A 24,999-nucleotide genomic window follows, 5' to 3' on the forward strand; every position below is an offset into this window, starting at 1 on the left:
ATCCAAAATTAAGCAACCACTTCCTAGGTTTTCAAAAAAAAGGTAGGAATTTTTAGGAGCTGGGATTTCGATGAAAGCACAGGTTTGGTATGAAATACATCAAAGACAAAGACCTTTTCCGACAAGAAAACTTCATCGGCGGGATATGGTGCCCTGCGGAAAACAAAAAAGAAATTTTAGTACATAACCCCGCAAGTAATGAAGTGATCGGAAACATTCCTCATTCCACCGAAAAAGATACAGCGAACGCCATTCGTTCGGCCAAAGAGGCGCACCACGATTGGAAAACGCTTCCTGCCAAAGAAAGAGCAGGAATTTTACGCAAATGGTTCCAACTCATGATGGACAACCAAGAAGATCTTGCCCTAATCATGACACAAGAACAAGGGAAGCCACTAACGGAAGCTAGGGGGGAAATTGCTTATGCAGCATCTTACATAGAATGGTTTGGTGAAGAAGCAAAACGTTCCTATGGAGATATCATTCCCTCTCACAGAAAAGACACAAGAATTCTTGTTTTAAAAGAACCAATCGGTGTGGTGGGAACCATTACACCTTGGAATTTTCCTGCTGCCATGCTTGCCAGAAAAGTAGCACCAGCCCTTGCAGCAGGATGTACAGTAGTATCAAAACCCGCAGAACTGACTCCCTATTCGGCTCTTGCAATGGCAGTTCTGGCTGAACGAGCAGGACTTCCCAAAGGCGTATGGAACGTGTTAGTGGGTGATCCCATTGCGATCGGAAAAACAATTTTAGAAAGTAAAGATGTCCGCAAACTGAGTTTTACTGGTTCTACCAAAACGGGGATTTACTTAATGGAAAAATCTGCGGCTACATTAAAAAAACTTTCACTCGAACTCGGAGGTAATGCTCCCTTTATCGTATTTGAAGATGCAGACTTAGATGAAGCAGTGAAAGGTGCCATGTTATCCAAATATAGAAACACTGGACAAACTTGTGTTTGCGTGAACCGTTTCCTGGTTCATATATCCGTAGCTGATATATTTGCAAAAAAACTAGCAGACAAAGCAAAGGAACTTATAGTCGCCAATGGAATGGAACCAAATGCCCAACAAGGCCCACTCATAAACGATGCCGCTCTGGAAAAAGTAAAATCACATATTGCTGATGCTCTTTCTAAGGGTGCAAAAATCCTTACTGGTGGGAAAGAACATACTCTCGGTGGGAATTTTTTTGAACCTACAGTGTTATATCCTGTTAACTCATCAATGATTGTCACAAAGGAAGAAACCTTTGGCCCAGTATCTTGTATCCAAACCTTTCAAACAGAAGAAGAAGCCATCCAACTAGCCAATGACACAGACTTCGGACTTGCTTCTTATTTATATACCAAGGACATGGCACGCACGTTCAGAGTCGCCGAACAATTAGAATACGGTATGGTGGGAATTAACGAAGGATTAATTTCTTCTGAACAAGTCCCTTTCGGGGGAGTCAAATTTTCTGGAATGGGACGCGAAGGTTCTAAATACGGACTCGATGATTATACAGTAACCAAATATCTCTGCCTCGGAGGAATCAAATGACGGGCAATCAAAAACAAACTAACCAAACTTTATGGGAAAGAAGACTCGCAAACGTTCCGAGAGGTGTGACGACCGCCTATCCAGTGTTTGCTGAAAAAGCAAAAAATGCAGAAATTTGGGATGTCGAAGGAAAAAGGTTTATAGACTTCGGTGGTGGGATTGGAGTCCAAAACACAGGACATTGCCACCCAAAAGTAGTCGCTGCCATCCACAAACAAGTGGACCAAGTACTTCACACCGCTTTCCAAATTATGCCTTATGAACCATATATAGTTCTTTGTGAAAAACTAAATGCCAAAGCACCGATTGAGGGAGGAGCCAAAACCATCCTTTTTTCTTCCGGTGCAGAGGCTTTGGAAAATGCAGTAAAAATTGCGAGAGCAGCCACTGGACGACCAGGAATCATCAGTTTCCTCGGTGGATTTCATGGTCGAACCATGATGGCCCTTGCCCTCACAGGAAAAGTGGTTCCATACAAAAAAGGATTCGGACCATTTCCTAGTGATGTTTACCACATTCCTTTTCCTATGGATTACCACGGAGTCACAGAAGACGATTCGATCAAAGCGTTAAACAATTTATTTAAAGCAGATATTGACCCATCTCGTGTGGCAGCCATTGCCATTGAACCCGTGCAAGGTGAAGGTGGTTTTTATATTGCCTCTCCTAGTTTCCTTAAAAAACTTAGGGCCATTTGTGATGAACATGGAATCCTACTGATTGCCGATGAAGTGCAGTCCGGTTTTGCAAGAACAGGAAAACTTTTTGCGATTGAACATTCTGGTATCAAACCAGACCTCATCACCACTGCAAAATCTCTCGCGGCAGGGATGCCACTTTCTGCAGTGATTGGAAAAACATCTATTATGGATGCAGTAGAACCTGGTGGACTTGGTGGAACTTATGCAGGAAATCCAGTGGCTTGTGCTGCAGGGATTGCCGTGATGGATCTTATCGAAGAAGAAGGAATTTTTGAAAAGTCCGTCAAACTTGGTAAACTTTTAATCTCTGAATTAAATGAAATCAAAAAATCCTACCCACATATTGGCGAAATACGTGGGTTAGGTGCAATGGTTGCTTTCGAACTTGTCGAAAATGGAGATGCAAATAAACCATCTGCGGATTTGGCAAAAAAATTAACTGCAAAAGCTTTAGAACATGGACTAGTTTTACTTTCTTGTGGTGTATATGGAAACGTGATCAGAATTCTTGTTCCCATCACTGCTGAAGAGTCTGTGGTCAAAGAAGGTTTAAGTATCATAACAAAATCACTAAAGGAAATCTAAAAACAGCATGGAAGAATATAAACTTTGGATTGATGGGAAATGGACAAATACAAGTGGCGGGAAACTTATGGACATCGAAGACCCTGCCACTGGCAAAAAAATTGCGAAGGTCATTGATGCAAGTGTGGCCGATGTCGACAAAGCAGCTCAAGCGGCTCACAAAGCTTTTTATGATGGAAGATGGTCTGGACTTACACCCGGGGAACGATCCAAAGCCATTTGGAAACTCGCAGATCTTTTAGAAGAAAAAACAATAGAGTTTGCAAAAGCGGAATCTCTCAATGCAGGAAAACCTTATAAAAACTTGAGTTTGGCAGGAGATATTCCTTTTGCTGTCGATAACATTCGTTTTTTTGCAACAGCGGCTCGAGATGTACATGGAAGTCGAGCAAACGAATACCAACCTGGGTATACATCTATCCTTCGAAGGGAACCTGTTGGTGTTGTGGGTCAAATTGCTCCTTGGAATTATCCACTTCTTATGGCCGTTTGGAAATTTGGACCTGCTCTTGCCGCAGGTTGCACGATCATTCTAAAGCCAGCTCCTGGAACTCCAATCACCACACTTATGTTAGCTGAACTAACAAAAATAGCAGGGATTCCTGATGGAGTCATCAATATTGTCACTGGTGGAAATGCCACAGGACAAGCCATTGTAGATCATCCCCTTGTAAGAATGGTTTCTCTCACTGGATCAACGGGAACAGGAAAAAACATTATGAAGTCCGCCTCTGATTCTTTAAAACGAGTGCATTTAGAACTCGGAGGAAAAGCGCCACTCCTAGTTTTCGATGATGTGGATATCAACCTATTTGCCGCAAAAGCTGCGTTTGGTGCTACTTGCAATTCAGGGCAAGACTGCACTGCCGCCACAAGAATTCTTGTTCCCCAATCGTTACAGAAAAAAATTACAGATGCAGTTGTCGATGCAATGAAAGCGGTAAATGTTGGTGATCCCTTCAACGACAAAACCGAAATGGGACCGCTGATCTCGGCCGTCCACCGCGAACGAGTCTTTGGATTTATGGATAGAGCCAAGAAAGAAGGAGCCAAAATTCTTACCGGAGGATCAGTACCCAAAGGCTTAGACAATGGATATTTTTTTGAACCGACTGTCATCACAGATGTAAAACAAAACTACGACGTTGTGCAAAATGAAATCTTTGGGCCTGTTCTTACGATCCAAACGTATGAAAAAGAAGAAGAAGGAATTAAACTTGCAAACGATGTAAACTATGGTCTCGCCTCTTCCATTTGGACTAAGGACATAGCACGCGCTATGCGAGTATCCAAACAATTGGAATTTGGAACAGTTTGGGTCAATGATCACCTTCCACTAGCTTCGGAAACACCTCATGGTGGATTTAAACAATCCGGATTTGGAAAAGATCTCTCCATCGAATCAGTAGGTGATTACTTAATCACAAAACATGTAATGGTGGGAGGAGTTTAATTTCTCTTTACAAATAGGAAGAATCGGATGTCTAAGGGGCTATGGCATCCGAAAAAAATCCGATTGTTTCCTTTTTTGAATGGTTGGCTCCAAGATTCCATCTTCTAGATGACTTGGACAAACCTGGCACTATCGAATCAGTACAAAAAGGTGCGGAACTAAGAGGTTCCAACCTTTGGACTTTGATTTTTGCCATTTTTATTGCAAGCATTGGTCTTAACGTCAACTCCACGGCCGTCATCATTGGGGCGATGCTTGTATCACCACTAATGGGACCCATAGTGGGAATTGGATTTGCCGCCGCCACAAACGACTTTGACAATTTAAAAAAATTTCTTAGAACTCTTTCCGTGGCAACGATTGCAAGTATTGCCACTTCCTTTATTTACTTTTCCCTTTCACCAATTAACGAAGCTCAGTCGGAACTATTAGCAAGAACTTCACCCACAATTTACGATGCTCTGATTGCGATCTTTGGTGGTGCCACAGGAATCATTGCCAATACCAGAAAAGAGAAAGGTACAGCCATTGCAGGAGTTGCGATTGCAACAGCCCTTATGCCTCCCCTCTGCACCGCAGGATATGGATTATCACAAGGGAACTGGACTTATTTTTTGGGAGCCACATACCTATTTTTAATCAATTCCATTTTCATCGCCATCACTACTTTTATTTTTGTTCGCTATATGGAATTTCCGAAAGTGAGTTGGGGATTATATAAAGAAAAAGAACGAAAGGTAAAAATTTATTTGGCTCTATTTACCCTCATTCTCATCATTCCATCAATTTTTACTGCTTATCAAATCGTACGGTCATCCTACTTTAAAGGAAAAGCCTCTGAGTTTATTCGTAACGAAATTTTAATAGATAACCGCAGAATTTTGGAAAAAGAAATTACATATCAAAAAAATCCCAAAATCGAACTCACAATCATTGGTCCAAAAATTGACGAAAACAAAGAAAAAGAATTACAAAGTAAATTAAAATATTACAATATTGAAAATACAAAACTCATCTTACACCAGGATCTCTCTTCCTCCAATATAGATAATTTAAAATACGAAATCCTATCTGAAATCTACAAATCCAACACAAACTATACCCAAATCAATACAGAGATGATAGCAAAAGAGATCCAAATATTTTTCCCGAATCTTATCTCGGCAAGCTTCACAAAGACAAAAAAATTTGACATGAACCAAAACATCTATGTAGACACAAATATTTTTGATTCGGAATGGACAAAACTCCCAACAGAGAATGACAAAAAGAAATTAGAACAATACATCGAAATCAGAACTGGAGAAAAACAATTAGAACTGATTACAAGAGAAGTGTTAAAAAACTAAAATAGATTCAAGAAGAGACATCGAATCTATTGTCCTTAGTTTGTGTTTGGGATGAATTTAAACTAAGGACGCTTGTTTTAAAAAATCTTTAAAAGTATCGATGTCTTTTGTGAAAAAAACTGGTTTGGGTGCTTTTGTTTCCTTCAAAAGAAACACTATCCCTTGGTTGTGAAGAACTACTTGGTCTAATTCGTCAGGTGTGTAAGTATAAGTAACATTTCCTGAATGAAACAAAAACTTTCCATTTTCTTCACGTAAACTTCCCGAACCAATCCGTTTGAAGTTCTTAAGACCATCTTCCATAGATTCAATGTCTGAGGCTTCCTCACCAAACGTAAGTTTACCGGAATAATCCAAAAACAAAGTTCCCTCAATTTGAAATCTGCTTTCTTTCGGTGCAGGTGGTTCCTCTTCCAAATTTCCATCTTCTGTTGGCAATAAAACTTCCGATTTTTGAACTACAGAAGGGGTTACTTCCTCTGGTAAAGAGTAGGAAATATGGCGATCATCAGAAATGGCACGTTCCTTTCTAATTCTCTCATCTAATTGTGGCGAAACAGAAGGGCCTTGTGGCATTCGGTACGGGCTCGGGCTTTGCGGTTTTCTCTGTGGGTAGGTTGTAGGTTTTGCTTTTTGTGGAGAAAGGGCTACGTACAAAAAACATAGAACACCCACAAGAATCATAGCAAAGGCTGCAAACAACATACTACCTATATTATCTTGCCAAACGGCGATTCCCTTGATTACATTTTTTCTTTACAAGGGTTTCGAAAACGGAAACCCTTCCTTTATGTTCGAAGAAGAACCCTCTACTCTCAAAGAAAAAATCTATCGTGCGATTATTGCCCTCTTTTTATTCATTTTGGTCGGAACCCTTATCATCACATTTTTGCCTGGGGACGCAGAACAAAGCCTTGTAGGTGCCATTACAGGCCAAAATTCGACAAAGGCCGGAACCATAGCAGGTCGAAGTATCCCCGTGGACTACTTCAATGCAGCCAAACGCGACTGTTACTACCGCTACCAACAATATGGCCGTGAAACCGCTCAAAACCCAGAACTTCTCAATTCTTGTGCTTATTCTACGGTTCGGGAAATCTATATTGCAAACGACATTGCTACGGCCGTTGGATTCCAAGTTTCCGAAATTAGCATCAAACGAGAGATGTCTAGGCAAGCAAGGGAAGTTCATAAAGAATCCGTTTCCCAAGCCGGGTATGGAGAAGAAGATTCTCGTTCGCTCACAGAGATTTACCAACAAATTTACCGATCGGCACCGATGAATTACCGCATCGATTCTGCCACAGGATACGCTCTTTATCCGAACTTTTTAGACCAACTCCTCACTCCTTCGGAAAATGAGCTAGAGTTGGAAGATGAAGCCAAACGTGCTAAAATTTCTTTTCGAATCGTTGCCGTCTCCGAAGTCAATTTACTCAATGCGGTCGAAGCCAAAATCAATATTTCAGACGCAGAACTAATGAAAGAGTACGAAAAAGAAAAAAAAGAAGGATCACTTGCCAAAGATCCTTCTGGAAACTTTGTGAGCTTCGAATCAAGAAAACCACTTTTGCTTTCCAAACTAAAATTTGATCGGAAAAGAAAGGAAGTCGAAGCATGGAAAGGTCGAATTTCTGCAAAAATTTCCGAGCCAAATGCTTTGGAAGCCATTGCTCAGGAAACTCTCCAACCAATAGAGACAGTTTCTAATGTTTCCTTATCTGATTTAAAACTTGTCACTTCGAACCGTGGCAATAGCTACCGTTTGGCGAACTCTGCCAAATTTTGGGAAACTCTAGCCAATGATCCGTTTTCCAAAAAAACGGTAGTGGGACCTTTTTCTGATAACGACAAACAGGTTTATGTAGAGTTTGGGGACTTAACTTACGGACAAACCACAGCCAAAAAACCGTCTGACCAAGCTGCAGATTTTTTGAAACAAAGGCAACTTCTTAGCTTTTTTCTTGAAATAAACCAGTCCCTAGCAGCAGAATACAACGTAGAGAAAAAAGGCCTTCTCTCTTTAGAATAAATGCAAATTAAAGCCGACTTCATCAACCCGTTCCTGGAAGCAGCCACCATCGTTTTTCGCGATGTCCTACAACAGGATCTCATCCGAGGAAAAATCGGAATCAAAGATTCACCTGCACCGAGTCATGAAATTGCAATCATCATTGGCGTAGTAGGTTCTTTTAGTGGTGAAGTGGTTTATAGTATGAACCTCGATGCTGCCTACAAAATATCTCGCAAACTGGTTCCAGGTCTTTCTGATGATGATGTCAAAAACGAGTACAAAGACATCCTCGGTGAGATCGCCAACATGACTACAGGTAATGCGATGAATATTTTTACATCGGCAGGCCAATCTGTAGAGATTACAACTCCGAACATCCAAGAAACAAACAACACTTCTGTAAGGTTTAACAAAAAACCAACACTCTCCATCAACTTATATTCTAAATTTGGACGAATCGAAGTAAACGTTGCGATTGCTTAAAATCTTAGTCTTAAATAGAAGAACCTAAAACCCGCATTCTTTCGCGGGTTTCTTTTTTAAAATCATATCCTGGAACCGTTGTTTTTCCCTCCACTCCATTCATATAGAGCTGGTAGTATTTTAAAGAACGTTCTAAATCCCTTTCGTCCCAACTACTCTCATAAATTTTACCTAAGTAATAATGAGCAGGAAGATACTCCGCTGATTCTTTAAAATTTTTAATGATATTCACCAATTGGTGAGCTGCAGAACGAAATTCCTTTTTGCGAATAAGAAGGATTGCCATCGCATAATGTGATCTAGGTGTGAGTTCTGGATGTTTTGGATACTCTGTAACAAGTTTTAGATATTCTTTGTAAGCCTTTTCTTCCGATTCAGTGTTCCCAATCCGATCCAAAGAACGTGCCAGTTCAAATTGCGTTTTAATTTTGAGATCTGGATCTTCTTGTTTTTCAACAAGTGCTGTCGAATCTTTATCGTTGCCATCCAAACCAAACAAATTAGTATTCTCAACCCGAGAGAACTTTGCAACATCTCCTTCCTTTCCATAAGAGTCAGCAAATTCGGATTCGGCGGATTTTTTCTGGTCTCTTGTCAAATAGGCCTTACCTTTTTGAAAAGATGCTAGAGAAGGATCAATGACTTCCTTCTTTTTTTTCTTTTTCTCTACTGGTTTAGATTTTGTTGTAACAGAGATTTGGTTGTCTGCTGCAACTGCTGATGAAGGTGTTTTCGAATTTATTTCTGTAGATGTAGATGGCTGAAATTTTGAATTAGAGTTATCATTGTTCCAAGTTTCAGGAAATGGCAAAAACAATTCAGTTGTTTGAGCATGTAGCGAAAAAATATCTCCCATACTCAAAAGAGGAAATAAAACAATCACAAGGAAACTAGATCTTTCGATCAAAACTCGAAATCTAGAAGTAAAAAACAGGAATTTCCCCTTCATCGTAAGTTCTTTGGAATTCGCTCTAAACTTCTTGGTTTCCCGAGACCTTCACTTGCTTCAGGAGGTTTCGGCAACTTTAAAGTTTCCAAATTTTTCTCCTCGTTTTTTGCCTTCACTTTCTTTTCTAAGTCAGACACCCGTTCCAACATTTTTTGCATCCGAAGTTCAGAATCGGAATCTGAATCCAAACCAGATTTTGTATCTTCTTTTGGGACTGCCGGTTGGATATCAATAGGCGATGGGATCAATCCATCACCTGACGGAGTGTAGATGGGAGGAACCGAAGTATCTTCTGCTTTACGATTTCTAAAGTCATATTCCTTTCCTAAAAAATCTTGTTCTTCAGGGATTGTATCGTGTGTGTAACCATTTGATTCCCTTTCACTGATAAAATCAAATTGCATCCGACGGTTGGATTCATATTTTAAATCTTCAGGATCAGACATACGAACGTCTTTACGTTTTCGATTGTAATCTCTTTCAATCTCCGTTAAAAATAAACTTCGAGTATCTTGGGCCAGTTGCATCCCTTGCGGTTTTGCATTTTCCCAACCATTGGTCCAACCCACATAAATTGCCATAATAAGAAAAAAAACAAAAAGTGAAATGGCAATTTTCTTAAGCAGGTCTTGTACTTGAGGAGGGATTTTGTCAACAAGTCCATCCACAGCACCCATCATCTTGTGGGTGTCTACATTGACTTTGGGTATATTGATATTTTTAATGTCCACTGGTTACTCTTCCGAAATTTTAAAGACGACCCTTCGGTTTGTCCCGCGACCTTCTTCGGTCTGATTATCCGCAATTGGCACTGTGGGACCAAATCCCACTACAGCAATGCGAGTTTCTTCTATTTTATGTTTAGACTTTAAATAATTAGCAACCGAATTTGCTCTTTCCAAGGATAACTTTTGGTTGGCCGATTTGGTTCCCAGATTGTCGGTATGACCCTCAATGAGGATCTTCAAATTCGCAGATTTTCTTAAAATTCCTGCCAATCTGTCTAGTTCTGGCTCCGATTCTTTGGTGAGCTCCGCGGATCGAAAGGCAAAAAACAAATTGTTCATCACAATTTGATTTCCCTTTTTCAATTTGGGAAGGACAAGTAGGACAGTTTTTTCTTTGTCCTCCTTTTCCTTTCCCACCAAATTGAGGTTTTGTGAAACAGGGAGGTATCCTTCTTTCTCTCCATAAAACCCATAGTTTTCCTCATAAGGAAGGATAATGCTAAATTCACCAGTGGTAGGATCACTGATCGTAGAACCAATGGATTTTTTTCTATTTAATGATTCGTATTGAACATAAGCAGAAAGAGGTTTACCTTCTTCATCTACCACCTTTCCTTTGATCACAACGACTGGTTCTGGTTGGAAATGATGAGGGATGGCCGCCATATACAATTCCCCTTCGCGAGAAACATAAGCCCAATTCCCCACAGCCGGGATACTAAAAAAGTTTACACCTCTTAAGTTAGCGGATAACTCTTGTGGTTCTGACCAAGAAGTCCAAGAATCATTTAACCTTCTTGTGATAAAAATGGATATCCCTTCCTTTCTTCCAGAAGAAGAAAAGTATAATGTTTTGTCATCCGGAGCAAGGAAAGGTGCCATTTCCTCTTCAACAGTATTCAAAGTATTTCCTAAGTTAATTCCCTCTTCGAATACGCCAGAATCATTTTGTAAACTGACATACAAATCCAACTTTCCAAAATTTTTCTTTTGTTGAGCAGAATATAGTAGAGTCCGACCACTAGAAGCCAATGCCGATCCACCAAATACTTGTTGGTTGGGATTATCTGCCTTTTTATACCAATTATAAAAACTTGGGAAGTTTATGGGGGTGGGCATAGACCAACCGGTTTCTGTTTTGCGTGTTTTATATAAAGGTGCGCGGTTTTGGATTTTCTCAGTTCTTTCTTTATATTCTGTTTCTAACTTAGTCAAAACTAGATGAAACTCTTTTGGGTTTTGTGCTTCTCTAGATGCTACTTGAGATTTGTACATCATCTCTCGTTTTAAGTTATCCAATAACTCTTCTTCACCAAAATTTCCGAAAACAAATAGTTCATTCCCACCGGGAAGAGCAGAAATCACCGCAGAAGGAAATTTATTATTGAGAGGTGTGGGAAGCTGCTCCCCTTGCATCCAAAACCCGTATTGGTCTCGTTTGGCGGCCCAAATTTTCTGGGTAGATCGGCCGCCCTCTCTAACAAGGGCAGTCCAAAATAAAATTTTTCCATCGGGTGTACACTGCGGGTTAAAAGAAAAAAGGCCCCCAGTTACATAACGAGGGATTTTTTTTAAAGTCCAGTCCGGTGTTTTGCCTGATTCAAACGGTTCCATTTCATACCGAATGGGATTACAGGTTTCACCTTGCACATCACATAACATCCGTATTTTTTTCCCGGCCAAATAAGCTAATTCCTCTTGCAGGACACCTCCATGAATACGAAGAACTTGTTTGTCCGTGCGAAGCAGATGGCCTGAATTTAGAAGGTCACCCTCCAAAACCTGGATTCCATTTTTTACACTTTGTGAGCTAATGAGCCCATTCCCGAAAAAGAGGAGAATGATAATGAGAATCCGTGCCATACCATACGAAATGTCGGTTGAAACCTCCGATTCCCTTAGAAAATTGACTTATGATCCAAGCTAGCGGCATTACAGTTTCCTTCGGGAAAAAACCCCTTTTCGAAAACGTCTCCATTAAATTCAAGCCTGGATGCCGTTACGGTCTGATTGGGGCCAACGGGTCCGGGAAATCGACCTTTATGAAGGTTTTAGCCGGTATTTTGCAGCCTACAGCCGGTTCTGTCGTTGTAGACAAAGACAAGAAGGTTGGATACCTCAAACAGGACCACTACGAATACGAAAATGAGACCGTTCTTGGTACCGTCCTACGGGGAAATCCAGAACTTTGGAATGTCATGACCGAAAGGGATGCTATCTATTCCAAAGAAGAAATGACAGATGAAGACGGAATGCGTATCTCCGAAATTGAGGAAATATTTGCTGATATGGGAGGGTACGAAGCTGAATCTGTAGCCGGAGAACTTCTAGAAGGACTAGGAATCCCTACATCCGCCCACAACCGACCATTGAATTTTCTTACGGGTGGATTCAAACTCCGCGTTCTTCTCGCTCAAGTTTTATTTTTAAAACCAGATGTTCTCCTTCTGGATGAACCAACCAACCACTTAGATATCAAAACCATCCATTGGTTAGAAGAACTTCTCATCAATTACGAAGGTGTGGTCATTGTGATTTCCCACGACCGTCACTTCATCAACTCCGTTTCCACGCATATTGCCGATTTAGATTATAATACCATCCGTATGTTCCCAGGGAATTATGATGACTTTATGATTGCCGCAGAACAAACTCGTGAACAGTTAATGAGTGATAGCAAACGTGCCAAAGAAAAAATCGCTGACTTACAAGAGTTTGTTTCCAGATTTTCTGCGAACGCAAGTAAATCCAAACAAGCAACTTCCCGCCAAAAGATGATCGAAAAAATCAAAGCTGATATGGTGGATGTAAAACCATCTTCCAGGGTAGCACCTTACATTCGTTTTAAGGCAAAACGAACGCTAGGAAAGGATGTGTTCGAAGCAATCAACATCTCCAAGGCTTATGATGGGAAACCAGTCATTAAAGATTTTAGTACATCTATCACAAAAGGCGAAAAAGTTGGGATCGTAGGTACGAACGGAGTTGGTAAAACAACCCTACTCAAAATGTTATTAAAAAAATTAGAGCCAGATTCTGGTCAGGTAAAATGGGGAGATTCTGTAGAAACTTCCTTTTTTCCACAAGACCACCGCGAAGCGATGGAACCTGATGCAGATACACTTGTGGAATGGCTGTTACGAAATTCGCCTCAAGGAACAGAAGTCCAAGAAATTCGTGCGATCCTTGGACGAATGCTTTTTTCAGGTGATATGGCAAACAAATCAACTACAGTTCTTTCTGGAGGTGAAAAATCAAGGATGATCATTGGTAAAATGATCCTTGCAGGAGACAATGTCATTGCTCTTGACGAACCAACAAACCACTTGGATTTAGAAACGATTGAAGCTCTCAACTACGCCTTATCTTTGTTTGACGGAACAGTTATCCTTGTTTCCCATGATAGGGAATTTATTTCCTCGCTTTGTACAAGAATCATCGAAGTGACTCCTGAAGGGATCAAAGATTTCAAAGGAAATTACGAAGAATTTTTGGAACGGGAAGGAAACGATTTTTACAAACGACTTACCGGCGGTGCCATTCTCACTACTTAAAATTGAACCTGCAGGGAAAGGTTGATCGACTGAATCTCTTTCCCTGCCATTAATTCCGTCACTAAACTGTATTTTCCTAAACCAATTTGTAAGCCCAAACTGCCATACCCAAAACCGGATCTATGGTTGTGCCTCGTTGAAAGTCGAATTCCTATAGCACTAGGAACAGAACCAAAATCATCTGGATTTGCCCTAGTAGAAATAGCAGCAAATCGACTTGCCTCTATGGCAGTATAACCATGATTATATACGAATCCAATTCCTGGAATGATAGAGAAAAAATCAATTGTATAGTTGTATTTCAAATCCAAAGACCCAGATACAATTCTTGACTCGTAAAACAAATCGTTTTGACCAATCCAACGGCGTTTATCTCCATCAATTCTAATTTGGGTAGGTCTTCTATCATACGAACTTAGATAAAGATCTTGGTTGGTTTGGAAAACTCCCAATCCAAAGGAAAACCCAGAATCAAGTGGGAAATATCGAAAAACAGCACCATAATTGAAAACTCTTCCCCGAACATCGGTGTTTCTAATTTTTACAAATGGTACATTGGCTTCTCTAAACTCATATGGGAAAAAATGGGTAGTTAGGTTCCACTGTTTTGCAAAAGCTCCATCCAACCATTGCCCTAAGTTGGCCGTAAAACTGAGTGAAGGTGATGCAGCTGCCCCTTTTTTTGGTAGTGTCCTAAGTTCCGAATTTTCGTAATAAAAGTCTCTGGCCTTTTCTTGTCCCTGCGAAATAGTATAACCAAGTCCCATTCGGTATCCTTGTACCTTAATGCCACCAGACTGGTTCGAATTCAAATTCTGTAAGACAGCATTATCACCCATTGATCGAAGAAATCCATTGGTATAAATTTTATCGAATACGGGTTCTGCAAAATTTCCTAATAATTGGTATTCGCTCGGAATATTAGAACACTCACCACCTAAACAGAGAACCTGTGCCTCAATGCGGTTCCCAATCAAGGGGATTGCCAAACTTAAAATGAAAATAGAGAATAAAAATCTCATAATGCCAAATAGGTTTATTAAATGATAAATCTAACCTTTGTTACTTTTTATGAGAAAGCCAATCCAAAAAAAGATCCATAGCCTTTTTTCTGTGAGAGACTGTATTTTTTTCCGATTCAGGAACCTGGGAAAATCGTTTTTCGAAGGGAGGGTAGAAAAAAATGGGATCGTACCCAAATCCATATTTACCTTCTTCGTCATAATCAGTACAAATCAGACCATCCACTCGGCCTTCAAAAGAAACGGCATGAGTTCCATCTACATAACTTACCACACAACTATAATAAGCATCACGATTCTTATTAGCACCTAATCTTTGTAAAAGGAAAAGAGCACGGTCTTTGTCGCTAAGTCCTGGACCTCCGAATCGTGCTGAATACACCCCCGGTTCTCCACCGAGGGCCGGAACTGAAATTCCTGAATCATCAGCAAAGGAAGGAAGACCGGTCAGTCGAAAAAGTTCTTTTGATTTGATAAATGAATTACCAGTAAATGAGGTTTCTGTTTCTTCTGGTGCGAAGTTGATTCCTAAGTCTTTCGGAAGAACAACATCATACCCATAAGGGGAAAGCAACATTTGCATTTCCTTCCATTTGTGTAAACTGCCGGAAGCAAATGCTAAAGTTTTTTTTGTCAGTGGGAGTCTTCCTCGTCGAGTTGAAAGCCTTCCATAGCAGAAGATAAATCAGGGAAAATTTCAAATACTTTGTCGAGCATTGTAATTTCAAAAAGTTGTATCAAATCCTCATCAACAACTATTACCTTGATATCGCCATTCATCGGCTTTAATTTACGTTTGGTGGCGACGAAAATTCCAAGTGCAGTGGAACAAATATGATGAACTTTCGTTAGATCCAGAATGATTTTTTTAACAGAACTTTGAGTGAGTTTCGAAAGTTCCTTTTCAATTTCATCGGAATCAACCTTGAGGATGGCCCCAGAAAATTTAATAATCCTTATGTCATCCTTGACTTGAACATCCATTCGATTCAATCACCCCCCACTTAACAGTAGAACAACGCAAGTCACCTTTCTTGCCCCGGCCAATTTGTATAGCCTAGCAATTTCGTTTACAGTGGCGCCCGTCGTAAATATATCATCTACAATGAGAACATGAAGTCCCTCAATGATTCTATCACTTTTTATGAATCCGAAGGCCTTTTTTGCATGAAAAAAACGCTTTTCGTATCCTTGGGAAGACTGTTTGTCCGCTGAAACCTTACACAAACTAGTATCTTCCCTGATTTTCCATAGCCGCGTCCATCTAGCTAGAAGGGCGTAGGAAGAATGATAAGGCCTTGGTCCACTTTTTAATGAGGACGGAACTAAGCTGACAAGGTCTGGCGGATCATTTTTTAGATCGTGTGCAAGGAACCTATGTCCCAAACAAAAGTATTTCGCAAGAGAACGTTCGTTTTCAAACTTCAAAGATTGGAAAAGACCCTTCTCAAATTTCCCCCGCCTTTGTAAATAGAAGACCTGGTCGTAAAAGACAAATCGGTCCAAGGGGTTTTTCATCCGGTTTGTTTTTAAATTTTGTTTTTGAGGAAGATAGTGTTGTTTCGTACAAAACTTACAGACGGACAAGAGTTCGGAAAAGAAATCAATCCTACCGCAACTGACACAAGGCTTTGGGAAAATGAAGGACAAAAAAGAAACCCCTCTCATATCGAAAGGGGTTTCTACCGCAAATGAGCGGTTCTAGTTTTTTTTAATAGAATTACTTAGCAGGGGTAGTTGCTTGTGGAGCTTCTACTTTTGTTTCCTCAGCTGATTTTTGGATCGTAGATGTTGGAGGAGTTAAATCCACAGTGAGCTTTACTTCCACGACATCGGATTGGTTTCCAACATTATCAACCGCCATAGCTTTAATGACGTGATCACCTTGTGTTTCAATGGCAATTGCTTCCACATAAGGTTTGTATTCTTCTTCGTCAATTTTTACTAAAACTTTTTTGATACCGGATTCTTTATCAGTAGCATTTACGTAGAATACGTTTCCTTTTCTTTGGAAGTTTTTTCCATTGATATCCACTAACGGGAAAGAAGGTACGATTTCAATGGTTGGTTTTACATCGTCTACGGTAATGATGATGGAAGATTCAGGAGAAGAATTTCCAGATTTATCTGTAGCGGAATACTTAACTACATTTGCTCCACCGTTCTCTAACTTGATTGGATCAGCATATACTTTTGCAGCTTCTTGGTTGATGCTGAATTGTACTTTTTCAACACCTGTTTGTTGGTCTTCTGCAACAAGAGTATAAGTATTATTTTTGGAAGCGAAAGGAACGCCATCTAATACAAAGAATTGTTCTTGGGGGACTAAATTGACTCTTGGAGCAGTATTATCCACATGAACCACAAGGATTTTCGGAGTTTCAGCATTTCCTACTTTATCCACAGAACGATAGTAAATTTCAGTAAGACCTTCTTCAGCAAGACGGATCGGTTGAGTGTATTTTCTGTATTCGCCATTTTTTGGCTTCCACTCAATAAAATCAATTGTAGATGATTCATCTTTTGCATCTAATGAGAATGAAGTTTTGCTAGTAATGAAAAGAGCAGACGCATCAGAAGTAGAAGCTCCTGATTCTTTTTTGTCACCCAAGATGTCTTTTACAGTTGTCTCAACTTTATCAACACCGTCTTTGGCTTGAGTAGAGGTAGATTCTGTTTTTGTGATTGCCTGGTCTTTTGTGGAAGTAGTGGCTTTTGGTGCAGCAACTTGTGCTGTGATTTGGCCTGCGAAAGTAATAGTCAGTATGGCCAAAAGGTATTTGTGCGCCTGCATTTGTATAAGTCTCCTTTTTACAGATAAAACATATATATCCCCCTTCTAAGGAATTATTGTCAACATGATTGCGCTAAGAAACTTAAGGAAACTCGCACTTTTTCTTTTCTTATTTGGAATGGTTCCGAATTGGGGCGAGAGCGGGATTTGGCGGGAAATACTCCTCGAAAACTTTGAATTATCCAATTACAACCAAGGAAACTTGCGTACTAAATTAGAAAAAGGTACAAAACTTCCTGAAATTTCCCTTTCTAGCAATTTTACAGCGCCTATTCCGGGTTCCAAACAAGCATTAGTGCTTCGGATTCCCAAGGACGCAAATTTTCCTTTTTCATTGTATTTTCCGAAACCCATCGAAGTGAATGCATTTATCAAAGAAATCACCATTCCCATTTATTCATCACAATCCAACGGGAACCTAACACTGATCATAGAATCGCAAGATGCGGAGGTAAGACAATTAAACCTCACTTCGCTAAATTATAGAGGTTGGAAAACCATTACCGTATCCATATCAAAAAATTTTGATCAAAATGATCGTGTTTTTCTTCAAAAAAGCTCTATCAGAATTCTTGGATTTTTCTATCTTCCTTATGAAAACAATGACCCGAACCAAGAGGTCCTGATTGCCATCGATGATATAACTGCCATTGTGCGAGATAAATATAGGCCTCTTCGCAACAAAGAAATCCTTCTTGAAGATTGAATTTTCAGACCGATGGATGGATCCTTCTGTTAAAAAAACTCTTTTCTTCATAACCTCATGACCGAACCTGATCCTAAATGGAAATGGAACTGTCCCTAGAACAATACGAAACCCTGCTAAAGCTAGTGTATATGGGCGACTGGGTCATTTCTACCCTGCAAGCCAAAGATCGTTCTGAAGATGAGCCTGACACAGACTCTCGGTTTGCCGATGTGGTACGTCATGTTTTTGCTCAAGCGGACCATGCTGGTCTTGGTAACATTGTCCAAATTGACCAAAACAATGGAGAGCCGTATTTGACCAGGGAATTTGAGGAAGAAAGTGGACTCGTAGATATCTTAGAAGACTACGAGGACGAAGTATTCTGGCAAGCTCTCATCGAAAGACTTGCTCATAGAGATTTTCTTCGTCATTACGGAGAAACAGCCATCTCCCAAATGGCAATCGAAGAACGGATCGAAAAAGAAACGCCTTTTCATGACAAATGGGCCCAAGAGTTTCATGAAAACGGTTTGGAAAATATAAAAATCTAATCCCTCTATCCTTATTAGTCGTCCTGCGAAAACAAAGCCCCTAAAAACACTAAACTCTCTGTTAGGCGAACATATAAAGAGTTCAAACTTTCTAAATGATCCTATTTCTGTTTTATTTTAGGCCAAAGCAATTTATCTTCTCGTTCTTTTTTTCGATTCATTGATTCACTAAGTCTTGTGCGTAAAATAAATTCAATTTGGTCTTTTGTCTGAAAAGGCAACTGCTCCGCATTAGAAATATTTCCGAGGTCTCTTAACAAAAGCTGGATCGATTCAAAAGCTTTTTCATTTAGAAAATCACCATTTGCCGGTAAACTTGTAATTCGATTCCAAGTTTTGATCGCATCCGTTTGAAGTTTAGAATCTTTGCGTGTATTTCCCGCTTCCCAAAGAATCCTTCCTTTTTCAAAGTATCCATCTTTGATCCTATATCCTTTCGGTGTTTTTGCAATCAGCGTGTCTAAAATTTCAACTCTCTTTTTGGAATAGGCTTCCTCCACATCCTTGGGCGCGAAGAGTTTCTTTTCTGCTAATAACTTTTTGTATTTTTCGGACATTCTTCGCAAAGTTTCATAACGAAGAGTTTGTTTTTGTTCAGGGGTTGCTAGTTTTAAGTATTCTTTTGCCTGAAAGTATTGTTCGAGAGCTCTGCCTTGAATTTCATAAATGTTTTCAATAGTAAAAAGAATCTCTGTGCCGGTATTCGTTCCTAAGTTCTCTGATAGTGCTGCCATCATTTGTCTAAGGAAATCTTCTTTGTTTAGATTTTCTTGAAAGTAATCAATAGCAAAGTAACTGGGATCACTACTAAAAGGATAGGCTAATCTTTGTAAGTTTTCGTAATATAAATCTCTAACAAAAAAACTTAGATCCCCTTTATCAGGATCATATCCCATAAACCGAGAGATAAACTCATCTAATTGTTTTTCTTTCTTTTGTTTGAGTGTCTTATCTAAATAACGAATACGATCTCCTTGAGGCATTGTCAGCGGAGACTTTGGTTCTGCTTCCCCTTCTTTAGAAATTCTCATCGTAATCGGAGGAGAGGATTCATCTCCTTTTCTAAATTCTTCTATGATCCGGTTTCGTTCTTTGTGAACAAATAAATTGTCTTCTGCGCTTTCTATATCAACACGAAAAGGATCACGGATTCCTTTTACCGTTGGAAAAACATCTTTAACGATAATATCTTCATAATCACGATTTCTTTTGATGTAAGAATCCGCCACTCCAGAGTTTTCATTGATCTGGTCGTAATCATTTTTGAATTGTTTCCGTAAGGATGATGTACCTTCCAGATCCTTAACTAATTCTTCCCATTGGCTCCCTTTATACTTACCTTTGGAAAATCCATTCCCTTCTCCATCCTCTCCGGTCTCTCCTTCACCTGGCTCATCGGAAGTTTCTGCATTTCCAGTTTCCCCACCGATTTTTCCAAAATTCATCTGAAAAGAGAGCTCTTTTCCTTCTTCTTGCCCATAAATCCAGGCCGGACCACAAAGGACTTTGTGATAAGGCGAATCTGCATTGTTGAATGAATATATAATTAATGTTATATGGAAGATAATAGAAATATAGAGAGCAATATAGAATCTACTTTCAAAGAGGGCTTTAAGGATTCCTTTTCGCATAAAAGAAAAATACTAACCCCACAATTCCCATGTACAAATAAGAAAGTAAGTTTCCATATAACCTATAAAATGTCATTTCCCCTGGAATCACTTGTACTTTTTTGCGAATCACAGCGGTCGTTTCAATAGGAGTAAAATCATTATCGATATTACGGCCGAGATGATCTGTAAAAACCGACGTTCCTGAATTTGTAGACCTAACAATCCATTTGCGAAATTCGATAGCCCTAAGCCGTCCCAAAGTATGGTGCTGATAGGACTCTACTGAGTTCCCATACCACTTATCATTGGTAACATTGACAATGAAATCAGGATCTCCCTCAAACTTTCTCACGAATTCAGAAATGATAACTTCATAACAAATCAAAGGCAAAAAACTTCCAATTTGTTTTTCTTCCACTTTGTCTTTGGAATAATACTCCCTAACCCCAGCAGGACCCATCGTCACTGTATCTTCAAAGTGCAGATCCTTTGTTTGCGTAGAAGCTGTCTTTCTTGGTTCATAATAGGGAATTAAATTAAGATTAGTTCCCGGTGCAAATTGCCCCGTTTGTCCAGACAGTGCATACATCCATTCAAAAGGCATGTATTCGCCAAAGATTAGTAAAAAAACTTTTTGATAACTATTCCGTCTTTCTCCATTCGGATTCATAATCACCGAAGAATTATACATACGAACATCTCGTCTGGAAATACGGCCATTAGATTCTGTCTTTGCTAAATCGGCATCCAACTCATTATAAAAAACGTTAGTCCCATGACGTAAACTAATGATAGCCATTAACGATTCGAATTGGTGCCAATAAATACGACTAAACCGGGTCACTTCTGTATCGTGAGTTGTAAAAAATGGAACACCTGATTCAGGTAATACAACTAAATCCGCAGGTGTCCCTTTCAATTCCTTCTCAGTCATTACATCGATTCGGTTCATCAAGTTGCGAATCTCTTCTGCAGGATTACGTCCGTCGCGAAATTCCAAAGGGGCATTTGGCTGCACGATTAATACATCCCTTTCGGCAATCGGCTTCACATTCGACCATTTTTGGAATAAATAATACCCATTTCCAAAAAACAAAATGAGAACCAAAACAAAACTAACTGCACCAAACAAAAATTGTTTTTGAAAAGCTTTGTGTTTAGAAAGAAAACTTGTAATGAAACGATAAAAAGTTTTTGGTTTTCTAAGTAAAAATAAATAATAAGAAATAAAAAAAAGAAATGCGGATAGTCCGTACGCGCTCACATACTCTGCGTTTTGTGCCAAAATTTGGTTTTCAGCGACAACGTTTCCAAAATACCAAGGGAATACTTGCGGAGTAAAAAATTCTGCAAATAATATCGAAAAAGATGCAATAATAGGAAAAAATTTTCCCACCCGTTTTGCTAAAAAGGAAAATAACAAAAGATAAACAGGAAATTTAAAATTTAGTAAAATCGCAGAACCAATAAAAATAGGCACTGCCAAATACCAATCAAACCCTCCGAATACGGTGGTCATATGATAAATCCAATGGAAGGAAACAAAATAAAATAGAATAGAAAAACCAAACCCATGATAAATGAGTTTCTTCCATACCCCTCGATTTCGTTTTTCCACAAGGAAAAGACCAAAAGGAGCTAACCAAACAAAAAAAGGTAAATTTAAAGGAGCAAAAGAAAGAAAGGAAAATACAGCAGTAATCGCATAACAAAAAACGGATATGAACCCTTCCCGTGAAATTAAAAAACGTACCAGTTTCATACCCGTTAGACTACAAAAAATTAATTACGATTTGTTGTAGTTATTGTTACCGTTTTGTACTTTTGTAAAAATCATTTTACCAGCAGCTGTTTGGATGATACTAGTGACTACCACTCGCACATCTTTTCCAACTAAGTGACCGCCGTTTTCAATCACCACCATAGTCCCATCTTCTAAGTAACCAATCCCTTGGTTTTCATCCTTTCCTTCTTTAATAACGGAAATTTGGAATTCTTCGCCAGGAAGAACTACTGGTTTTAATGCATTGGCAAGATTGTTTAAGTTAAGGACACGAACCCCTTGCAACTCAGCCACTTTATTTAAGTTAAAGTCGTTGGTAACAACAGCGCCTCCCGTATCACGAGCTAATTTGACAAGTTTTGCATCCACTTCTCTCGTATCAGAGTAATCTGTATAAGTGATCTTAACTTCAATGGATCCTTTTCTTTGGAGTTTGTTCAACATCTCAAGCCCACGGCGCCCGCGTGCTCTTTTAATAGGATCAGAAGAATCAGAAATAAGTTGGATTTCTCTTAAAACAAAGTTTGGTAAAATGAGTGGGCCATCTAAGAAGTGAGTATCAGCAATATCCAAGATACGACCATCGATCACAACTGAGGTGTCTAAAATTTTGTCTTTAATTTGCGTGTTGCCAGTTTCGAGACCAGGAATTTGGAAACTAGAACCTGGAGTCCCACTTCCACCGCCAAAAATAGCAAGTCCTGGTTTTTTTGCAAATGCCACTCCCGTTTTGATTCCTGTTAAAAACAATAGGACTGCCACAAAGATGGCAATAGATTTAAATCCGTAATCATTTAAAAGACTGACAGGGAAAGCGGCTATGGACAACCCAAGGAGGGCCCCAATGCTAGCACAAAGTACTACATCTGCTTTGATTTCAGGGAATAACTTTCTTTCACCTAACGCGAGGAATAAGGCATAAAGAAAAATGATTCCAGCAAGCGTCCCCGCCAAAACGAGGTTTTGCGATTCCGAATATAAGAAGAAAAATGATACCGAAGAGACGAGAATCGTCCCAAGGGCTGAAAGTAAGTGTTTCATAACTCAATCCTTGTAAAAGAGTTGAGCAAAAACGGAAGTCTATTCTAAATCTAGATCATCATCCAATTCTTTTGGAGGTGGTGGTGGAGCCATACCTTGCACTGAAGCTGCCAGCACATCGGAAACTATGTTTCCTGCTTCTTCTTGGGGTACACCCTTACTCAATGCAATTTCCATCTTTACTAAATTATAGGCGCTCTCATAGAGCTTTCTTTCCATAATGGAAAGTTCTTTGCCATAGGCACGTCTGTAAAGATTACGGCAAACATCAGCCACTTCGAAAATGGAACCAGATTTGATCTTGTTCATATTGTTCTGGTAACGGACCTTCCAGTCCTCTTCCGTGTCGACCTCATCCTTTTTTAGGAGAGTGAGAACTTTTTTGATCTCTTTTTTATCAATGATCGACCGGATACCCACATCCATTGCCCGATCCACAGGGATAGAGACCTTCATTTTGGAACCTTGAATTTCCAAACTGTAACAGTCCTTTTTCTTCCCCAGAATCAGCTTTTTCGCAACTTCTGTGACTTCACCTACTCCATGAATAGGGTATACAACGTAGTCCCCCACCTTGAATTTAGGCTCTTTAGTTTTTTCGTTTAGTTTTTTTGTAGCCAAGTAAGTATAATAACTTCCGTAAATACTCTTGTCCTTTAGTATACCTGAAAATTGACGAATGTCAAGGAAGTTGGGAAAAATAGTTCAGAATCGAATGGTTTTTACTTGGGCGTCGGTCAATGTGGGCAGTTTCGACTTCACTGCTTCTAAAGTTTCTTTCGCATCATCCAATCGATAGAAATACCCTGCAAAAAGTTTCCCCGTAGAGGTACGGAAAATCCTTCCACGCAAAGAGGGGTTGGCATCAATCAATTGTTTTCCGACAGCTACCGCTTCTTCCGGTGTAAAATCCCCAATTTGAACCATATAGTTGATTTGGTCATTTTTGGGAGGGAATTTCAAAGTGGCTGGAAACGGAGACCCAGAAGGAGAATCAGTTCCTTGTGAACCTGTTTCTTCCTGGTTTCCTCCCTCTTCTTTGGATTCAGACAATTTGGGCGCTGGCAATTTATGAGTGCCTACATTCGAAAATGATGTTTCCGAGTTTTCTTTAAATTTTGTTTCTTTTTGTCCGAGTTGGATTCCTACCACCATCCCTGAAGTAAAAAGTAAGATCCCACCAATCAGAAGGATAAATGCTGATTTTGGCTTTTGAGTATTTCCTAAATAGGAATGTGTTTGGGGAGAATAGGAGGGAACCTCGCCTTCAAAGGGCCGGCCGGACCTAAGCTTTCTGGAATAATCTATATTTTGCATGGGCGTTCCGGTATCTCTATTACTCTAATTGTCGGATAACAAATCAAAAAAATAGAATGGTTTTTTATAAAATACAAATGAAGAACGAATGGATGGTTCGTAGTTGAAAGCACTAACTGTCTTTCTAAAGTGATATTATAGAATCATGAATTGCCCCCTTTGCGAATCTAAATCAAATCTGTTTTTTACAAATCGGTTTCGCTCCTACCTTAGGTGCAAAAATTGCCTTTCTGTTTTTATGGATTCAAAATTTTGGCCAAACGCTCAGGAAGAAAAAAAAAGGTATCTAGAACACAATAACGATGTAGAAGACACTCGTTACCAAAATTTTTTAAAGCCAATTGTGGATCAGGTTATAACAAACCAAAAAGTTACAGACAAAGGTCTAGATTATGGTGCAGGTCCGGGCCCAGTGGTCCAATACCTATTAGAACAAGCTGGATTCAAAATAAAACTTTTCGATCCTTTTTTCCATAATCACGTAGACAATTTATATCAAACTTATGATTATATTATTCTTACAGAAGTAGTCGAACACTTTCATAACCCAAAATTTGAGTTTGAAAAATTGATAAAATTACTAAACGAAAGCGGAAATCTATATATACTTACTCATCCGTACGATGACTCGATCAATTTCGAAAAATGGTATTATAAAAATGACCAAACACATACTTTTTTTTATACCAAAGATTCATTCGAATGGATTCGAAATCACTTTGGTTTTAATCACTTAGAGATTGGAGGTCGAATCATTCGATTTATAAAATAGGATGTATAATACCAAAGGACTCTTCTCAAGTTTAAAATTAATACCTATTGAAAGT

The 24,999-nt window shown here is 39.4% G+C and carries 25 protein-coding genes; 11 read left to right on the plus strand and 14 right to left on the minus strand.

The window, feature by feature from the left end; translation table 11 throughout:
* The first annotated feature begins 89 nt into the window (after nucleotides 1–89).
* From ND811_RS12345 to ND811_RS12360, 4 genes are read left to right on the plus strand one after another with little or no spacing between them, the layout of a single operon-like run.
* Entirely contained in the window at nucleotides 90–1,547 is a 1,458-nt protein-coding gene (locus ND811_RS12345; RefSeq protein ID WP_265352327.1) for an NAD-dependent succinate-semialdehyde dehydrogenase, read from the plus strand.
* A complete protein-coding gene (gene gabT, locus ND811_RS12350) occupies nucleotides 1,544–2,833 on the plus strand; it encodes a 4-aminobutyrate--2-oxoglutarate transaminase (RefSeq protein ID WP_265352326.1) in 1,290 nt (429 codons plus the stop codon). Before ND811_RS12345 ends, gabT begins: the two co-directional genes overlap by 4 nt.
* A gap of 7 nt (nucleotides 2,834–2,840) precedes the next feature.
* Complete coding sequence (locus ND811_RS12355; protein WP_265352325.1) at nucleotides 2,841–4,286, plus strand: gamma-aminobutyraldehyde dehydrogenase; 1,446 nt, start codon at nucleotides 2,841–2,843, stop codon at nucleotides 4,284–4,286.
* A gap of 41 nt (nucleotides 4,287–4,327) precedes the next feature.
* Complete coding sequence (locus ND811_RS12360; RefSeq protein ID WP_265352324.1) at nucleotides 4,328–5,635, plus strand: DUF389 domain-containing protein; 1,308 nt, start codon at nucleotides 4,328–4,330, stop codon at nucleotides 5,633–5,635.
* 57 nt (nucleotides 5,636–5,692) lie between these two features.
* Here ND811_RS12360 and ND811_RS12365 read toward each other — a convergent pair whose 3' ends face one another.
* Entirely contained in the window at nucleotides 5,693–6,340 is a 648-nt protein-coding gene (locus tag ND811_RS12365) for an LIC_11490 family protein (protein ID WP_265352323.1), read from the minus strand.
* 85 nt (nucleotides 6,341–6,425) lie between these two features.
* Between ND811_RS12365 and ND811_RS12370 the strand changes: the two genes are divergently transcribed.
* The gene (locus ND811_RS12370; protein WP_265352322.1) at nucleotides 6,426–7,667 is read left to right on the plus strand and encodes a hypothetical protein; all 1,242 of its coding nucleotides are present in this window, start codon (nucleotides 6,426–6,428) and stop codon (nucleotides 7,665–7,667) included.
* On the plus strand, nucleotides 7,668–8,132 hold the full coding sequence (locus tag ND811_RS12375) for a chemotaxis protein CheX (protein ID WP_265352321.1): 465 nt from the start codon (nucleotides 7,668–7,670) through the stop codon (nucleotides 8,130–8,132). It abuts the gene before it with no gap.
* 10 nt (nucleotides 8,133–8,142) lie between these two features.
* Here the strand turns inward: ND811_RS12375 and ND811_RS12380 are convergent, their stop codons facing one another.
* The 3 genes from ND811_RS12380 to ND811_RS12390 are packed head-to-tail and all read right to left on the minus strand — an operon-like array spanning nucleotide 8,143 to nucleotide 11,672.
* Complete coding sequence (locus tag ND811_RS12380; RefSeq protein ID WP_265352320.1) at nucleotides 8,143–9,081, minus strand: tetratricopeptide repeat protein; 939 nt, start codon at nucleotides 9,079–9,081, stop codon at nucleotides 8,143–8,145.
* Entirely contained in the window at nucleotides 9,078–9,812 is a 735-nt protein-coding gene (locus ND811_RS12385; protein WP_265352319.1) for an LIC_11485 family protein, read from the minus strand. The genes ND811_RS12380 and ND811_RS12385 overlap by 4 nt, the downstream gene beginning before the upstream one ends.
* Nucleotides 9,813–9,815: 3 nt before the next feature.
* A complete protein-coding gene (locus ND811_RS12390) occupies nucleotides 9,816–11,672 on the minus strand; it encodes an OmpA family protein (RefSeq protein ID WP_265352318.1) in 1,857 nt (618 codons plus the stop codon).
* A 50-nt stretch (nucleotides 11,673–11,722) separates the two neighbouring features.
* On the opposite strand from ND811_RS12390, the gene ND811_RS12395 reads away from it, so the two are divergent.
* Complete coding sequence (locus ND811_RS12395; protein WP_265352317.1) at nucleotides 11,723–13,363, plus strand: ATP-binding cassette domain-containing protein; 1,641 nt, start codon at nucleotides 11,723–11,725, stop codon at nucleotides 13,361–13,363.
* Here the strand turns inward: ND811_RS12395 and ND811_RS12400 are convergent.
* From ND811_RS12400 to ND811_RS12415, 4 genes are read right to left on the minus strand one after another with little or no spacing between them, the layout of a single operon-like run.
* Complete coding sequence (locus tag ND811_RS12400) at nucleotides 13,360–14,385, minus strand: Lsa36 family surface (lipo)protein (RefSeq protein ID WP_265352316.1); 1,026 nt, start codon at nucleotides 14,383–14,385, stop codon at nucleotides 13,360–13,362. The genes ND811_RS12395 and ND811_RS12400 overlap by 4 nt on opposite strands.
* Before the next feature lie 40 nt (nucleotides 14,386–14,425).
* Entirely contained in the window at nucleotides 14,426–15,022 is a 597-nt protein-coding gene (rdgB, locus tag ND811_RS12405; protein WP_265352449.1) for an RdgB/HAM1 family non-canonical purine NTP pyrophosphatase, read from the minus strand.
* Nucleotides 15,019–15,369 carry an STAS domain-containing protein gene (locus ND811_RS12410; RefSeq protein WP_004785977.1) on the minus strand — a complete coding sequence of 117 codons (351 nt, stop codon included), beginning with the start codon at nucleotides 15,367–15,369 and terminating at the stop codon, nucleotides 15,019–15,021. The genes rdgB and ND811_RS12410 overlap by 4 nt, the downstream gene beginning before the upstream one ends.
* 9 nt (nucleotides 15,370–15,378) lie before the next feature.
* Nucleotides 15,379–15,813, minus strand: coding sequence for a ComF family protein (locus ND811_RS12415; RefSeq protein WP_265352315.1), 435 nt, complete (start codon nucleotides 15,811–15,813; stop codon nucleotides 15,379–15,381).
* A 129-nt stretch (nucleotides 15,814–15,942) separates the two neighbouring features.
* On the opposite strand from ND811_RS12415, the gene ND811_RS12420 reads away from it, so the two are divergent.
* Entirely contained in the window at nucleotides 15,943–16,080 is a 138-nt protein-coding gene (locus tag ND811_RS12420; protein WP_265352314.1) for a hypothetical protein, read from the plus strand.
* A 25-nt stretch (nucleotides 16,081–16,105) separates the two neighbouring features.
* Here the strand turns inward: ND811_RS12420 and ompL47 are convergent, their stop codons facing one another.
* Nucleotides 16,106–17,179, minus strand: a complete 1,074-nt coding sequence (gene ompL47 / locus ND811_RS12425) for a multi-beta-barrel domain surface protein OmpL47 (protein ID WP_265352313.1) — start codon at nucleotides 17,177–17,179, stop codon at nucleotides 16,106–16,108.
* 64 nt (nucleotides 17,180–17,243) lie between these two features.
* Between ompL47 and ND811_RS12430 the strand changes: the two genes are divergently transcribed.
* Nucleotides 17,244–17,885, plus strand: a complete 642-nt coding sequence (locus ND811_RS12430) for a flagellar filament outer layer protein FlaA (protein WP_265352312.1) — start codon at nucleotides 17,244–17,246, stop codon at nucleotides 17,883–17,885.
* An 83-nt stretch (nucleotides 17,886–17,968) separates the two neighbouring features.
* The gene (locus ND811_RS12435) at nucleotides 17,969–18,418 is read left to right on the plus strand and encodes a hypothetical protein (protein ID WP_265352311.1); all 450 of its coding nucleotides are present in this window, start codon (nucleotides 17,969–17,971) and stop codon (nucleotides 18,416–18,418) included.
* 101 nt (nucleotides 18,419–18,519) lie between these two features.
* Here ND811_RS12435 and ND811_RS12440 read toward each other — a convergent pair whose 3' ends face one another.
* The 5 genes from ND811_RS12440 to ND811_RS12460 form a co-directional block, all read right to left on the minus strand.
* Complete coding sequence (locus ND811_RS12440; protein WP_265352310.1) at nucleotides 18,520–20,049, minus strand: hypothetical protein; 1,530 nt, start codon at nucleotides 20,047–20,049, stop codon at nucleotides 18,520–18,522.
* Nucleotides 20,030–21,793, minus strand: a complete 1,764-nt coding sequence (gene lnt / locus ND811_RS12445; protein ID WP_265352309.1) for an apolipoprotein N-acyltransferase — start codon at nucleotides 21,791–21,793, stop codon at nucleotides 20,030–20,032. Before lnt ends, ND811_RS12440 begins: the two co-directional genes overlap by 20 nt.
* Nucleotides 21,794–21,817: 24 nt before the next feature.
* Entirely contained in the window at nucleotides 21,818–22,855 is a 1,038-nt protein-coding gene (locus ND811_RS12450) for a PIN/TRAM domain-containing protein (RefSeq protein WP_265352308.1), read from the minus strand.
* Between the two features lie 39 nt (nucleotides 22,856–22,894).
* The gene (locus ND811_RS12455) at nucleotides 22,895–23,476 is read right to left on the minus strand and encodes a CarD family transcriptional regulator (RefSeq protein WP_004785733.1); all 582 of its coding nucleotides are present in this window, start codon (nucleotides 23,474–23,476) and stop codon (nucleotides 22,895–22,897) included.
* Between the two features lie 84 nt (nucleotides 23,477–23,560).
* Nucleotides 23,561–24,172, minus strand: coding sequence for a hypothetical protein (locus ND811_RS12460; protein WP_265352307.1), 612 nt, complete (start codon nucleotides 24,170–24,172; stop codon nucleotides 23,561–23,563).
* A gap of 238 nt (nucleotides 24,173–24,410) precedes the next feature.
* On the opposite strand from ND811_RS12460, the gene ND811_RS12465 reads away from it, so the two are divergent.
* The gene (locus ND811_RS12465) at nucleotides 24,411–24,944 is read left to right on the plus strand and encodes a class I SAM-dependent methyltransferase (RefSeq protein WP_265352306.1); all 534 of its coding nucleotides are present in this window, start codon (nucleotides 24,411–24,413) and stop codon (nucleotides 24,942–24,944) included.
* The last annotated feature ends 55 nt before the right edge of the window (nucleotides 24,945–24,999 follow it).

Source organism: Leptospira soteropolitanensis (genome assembly GCF_026151655.1).
In the GTDB taxonomy this organism is placed as follows: Bacteria; Spirochaetota; Leptospiria; order Leptospirales; family Leptospiraceae; genus Leptospira_A; species Leptospira_A soteropolitanensis.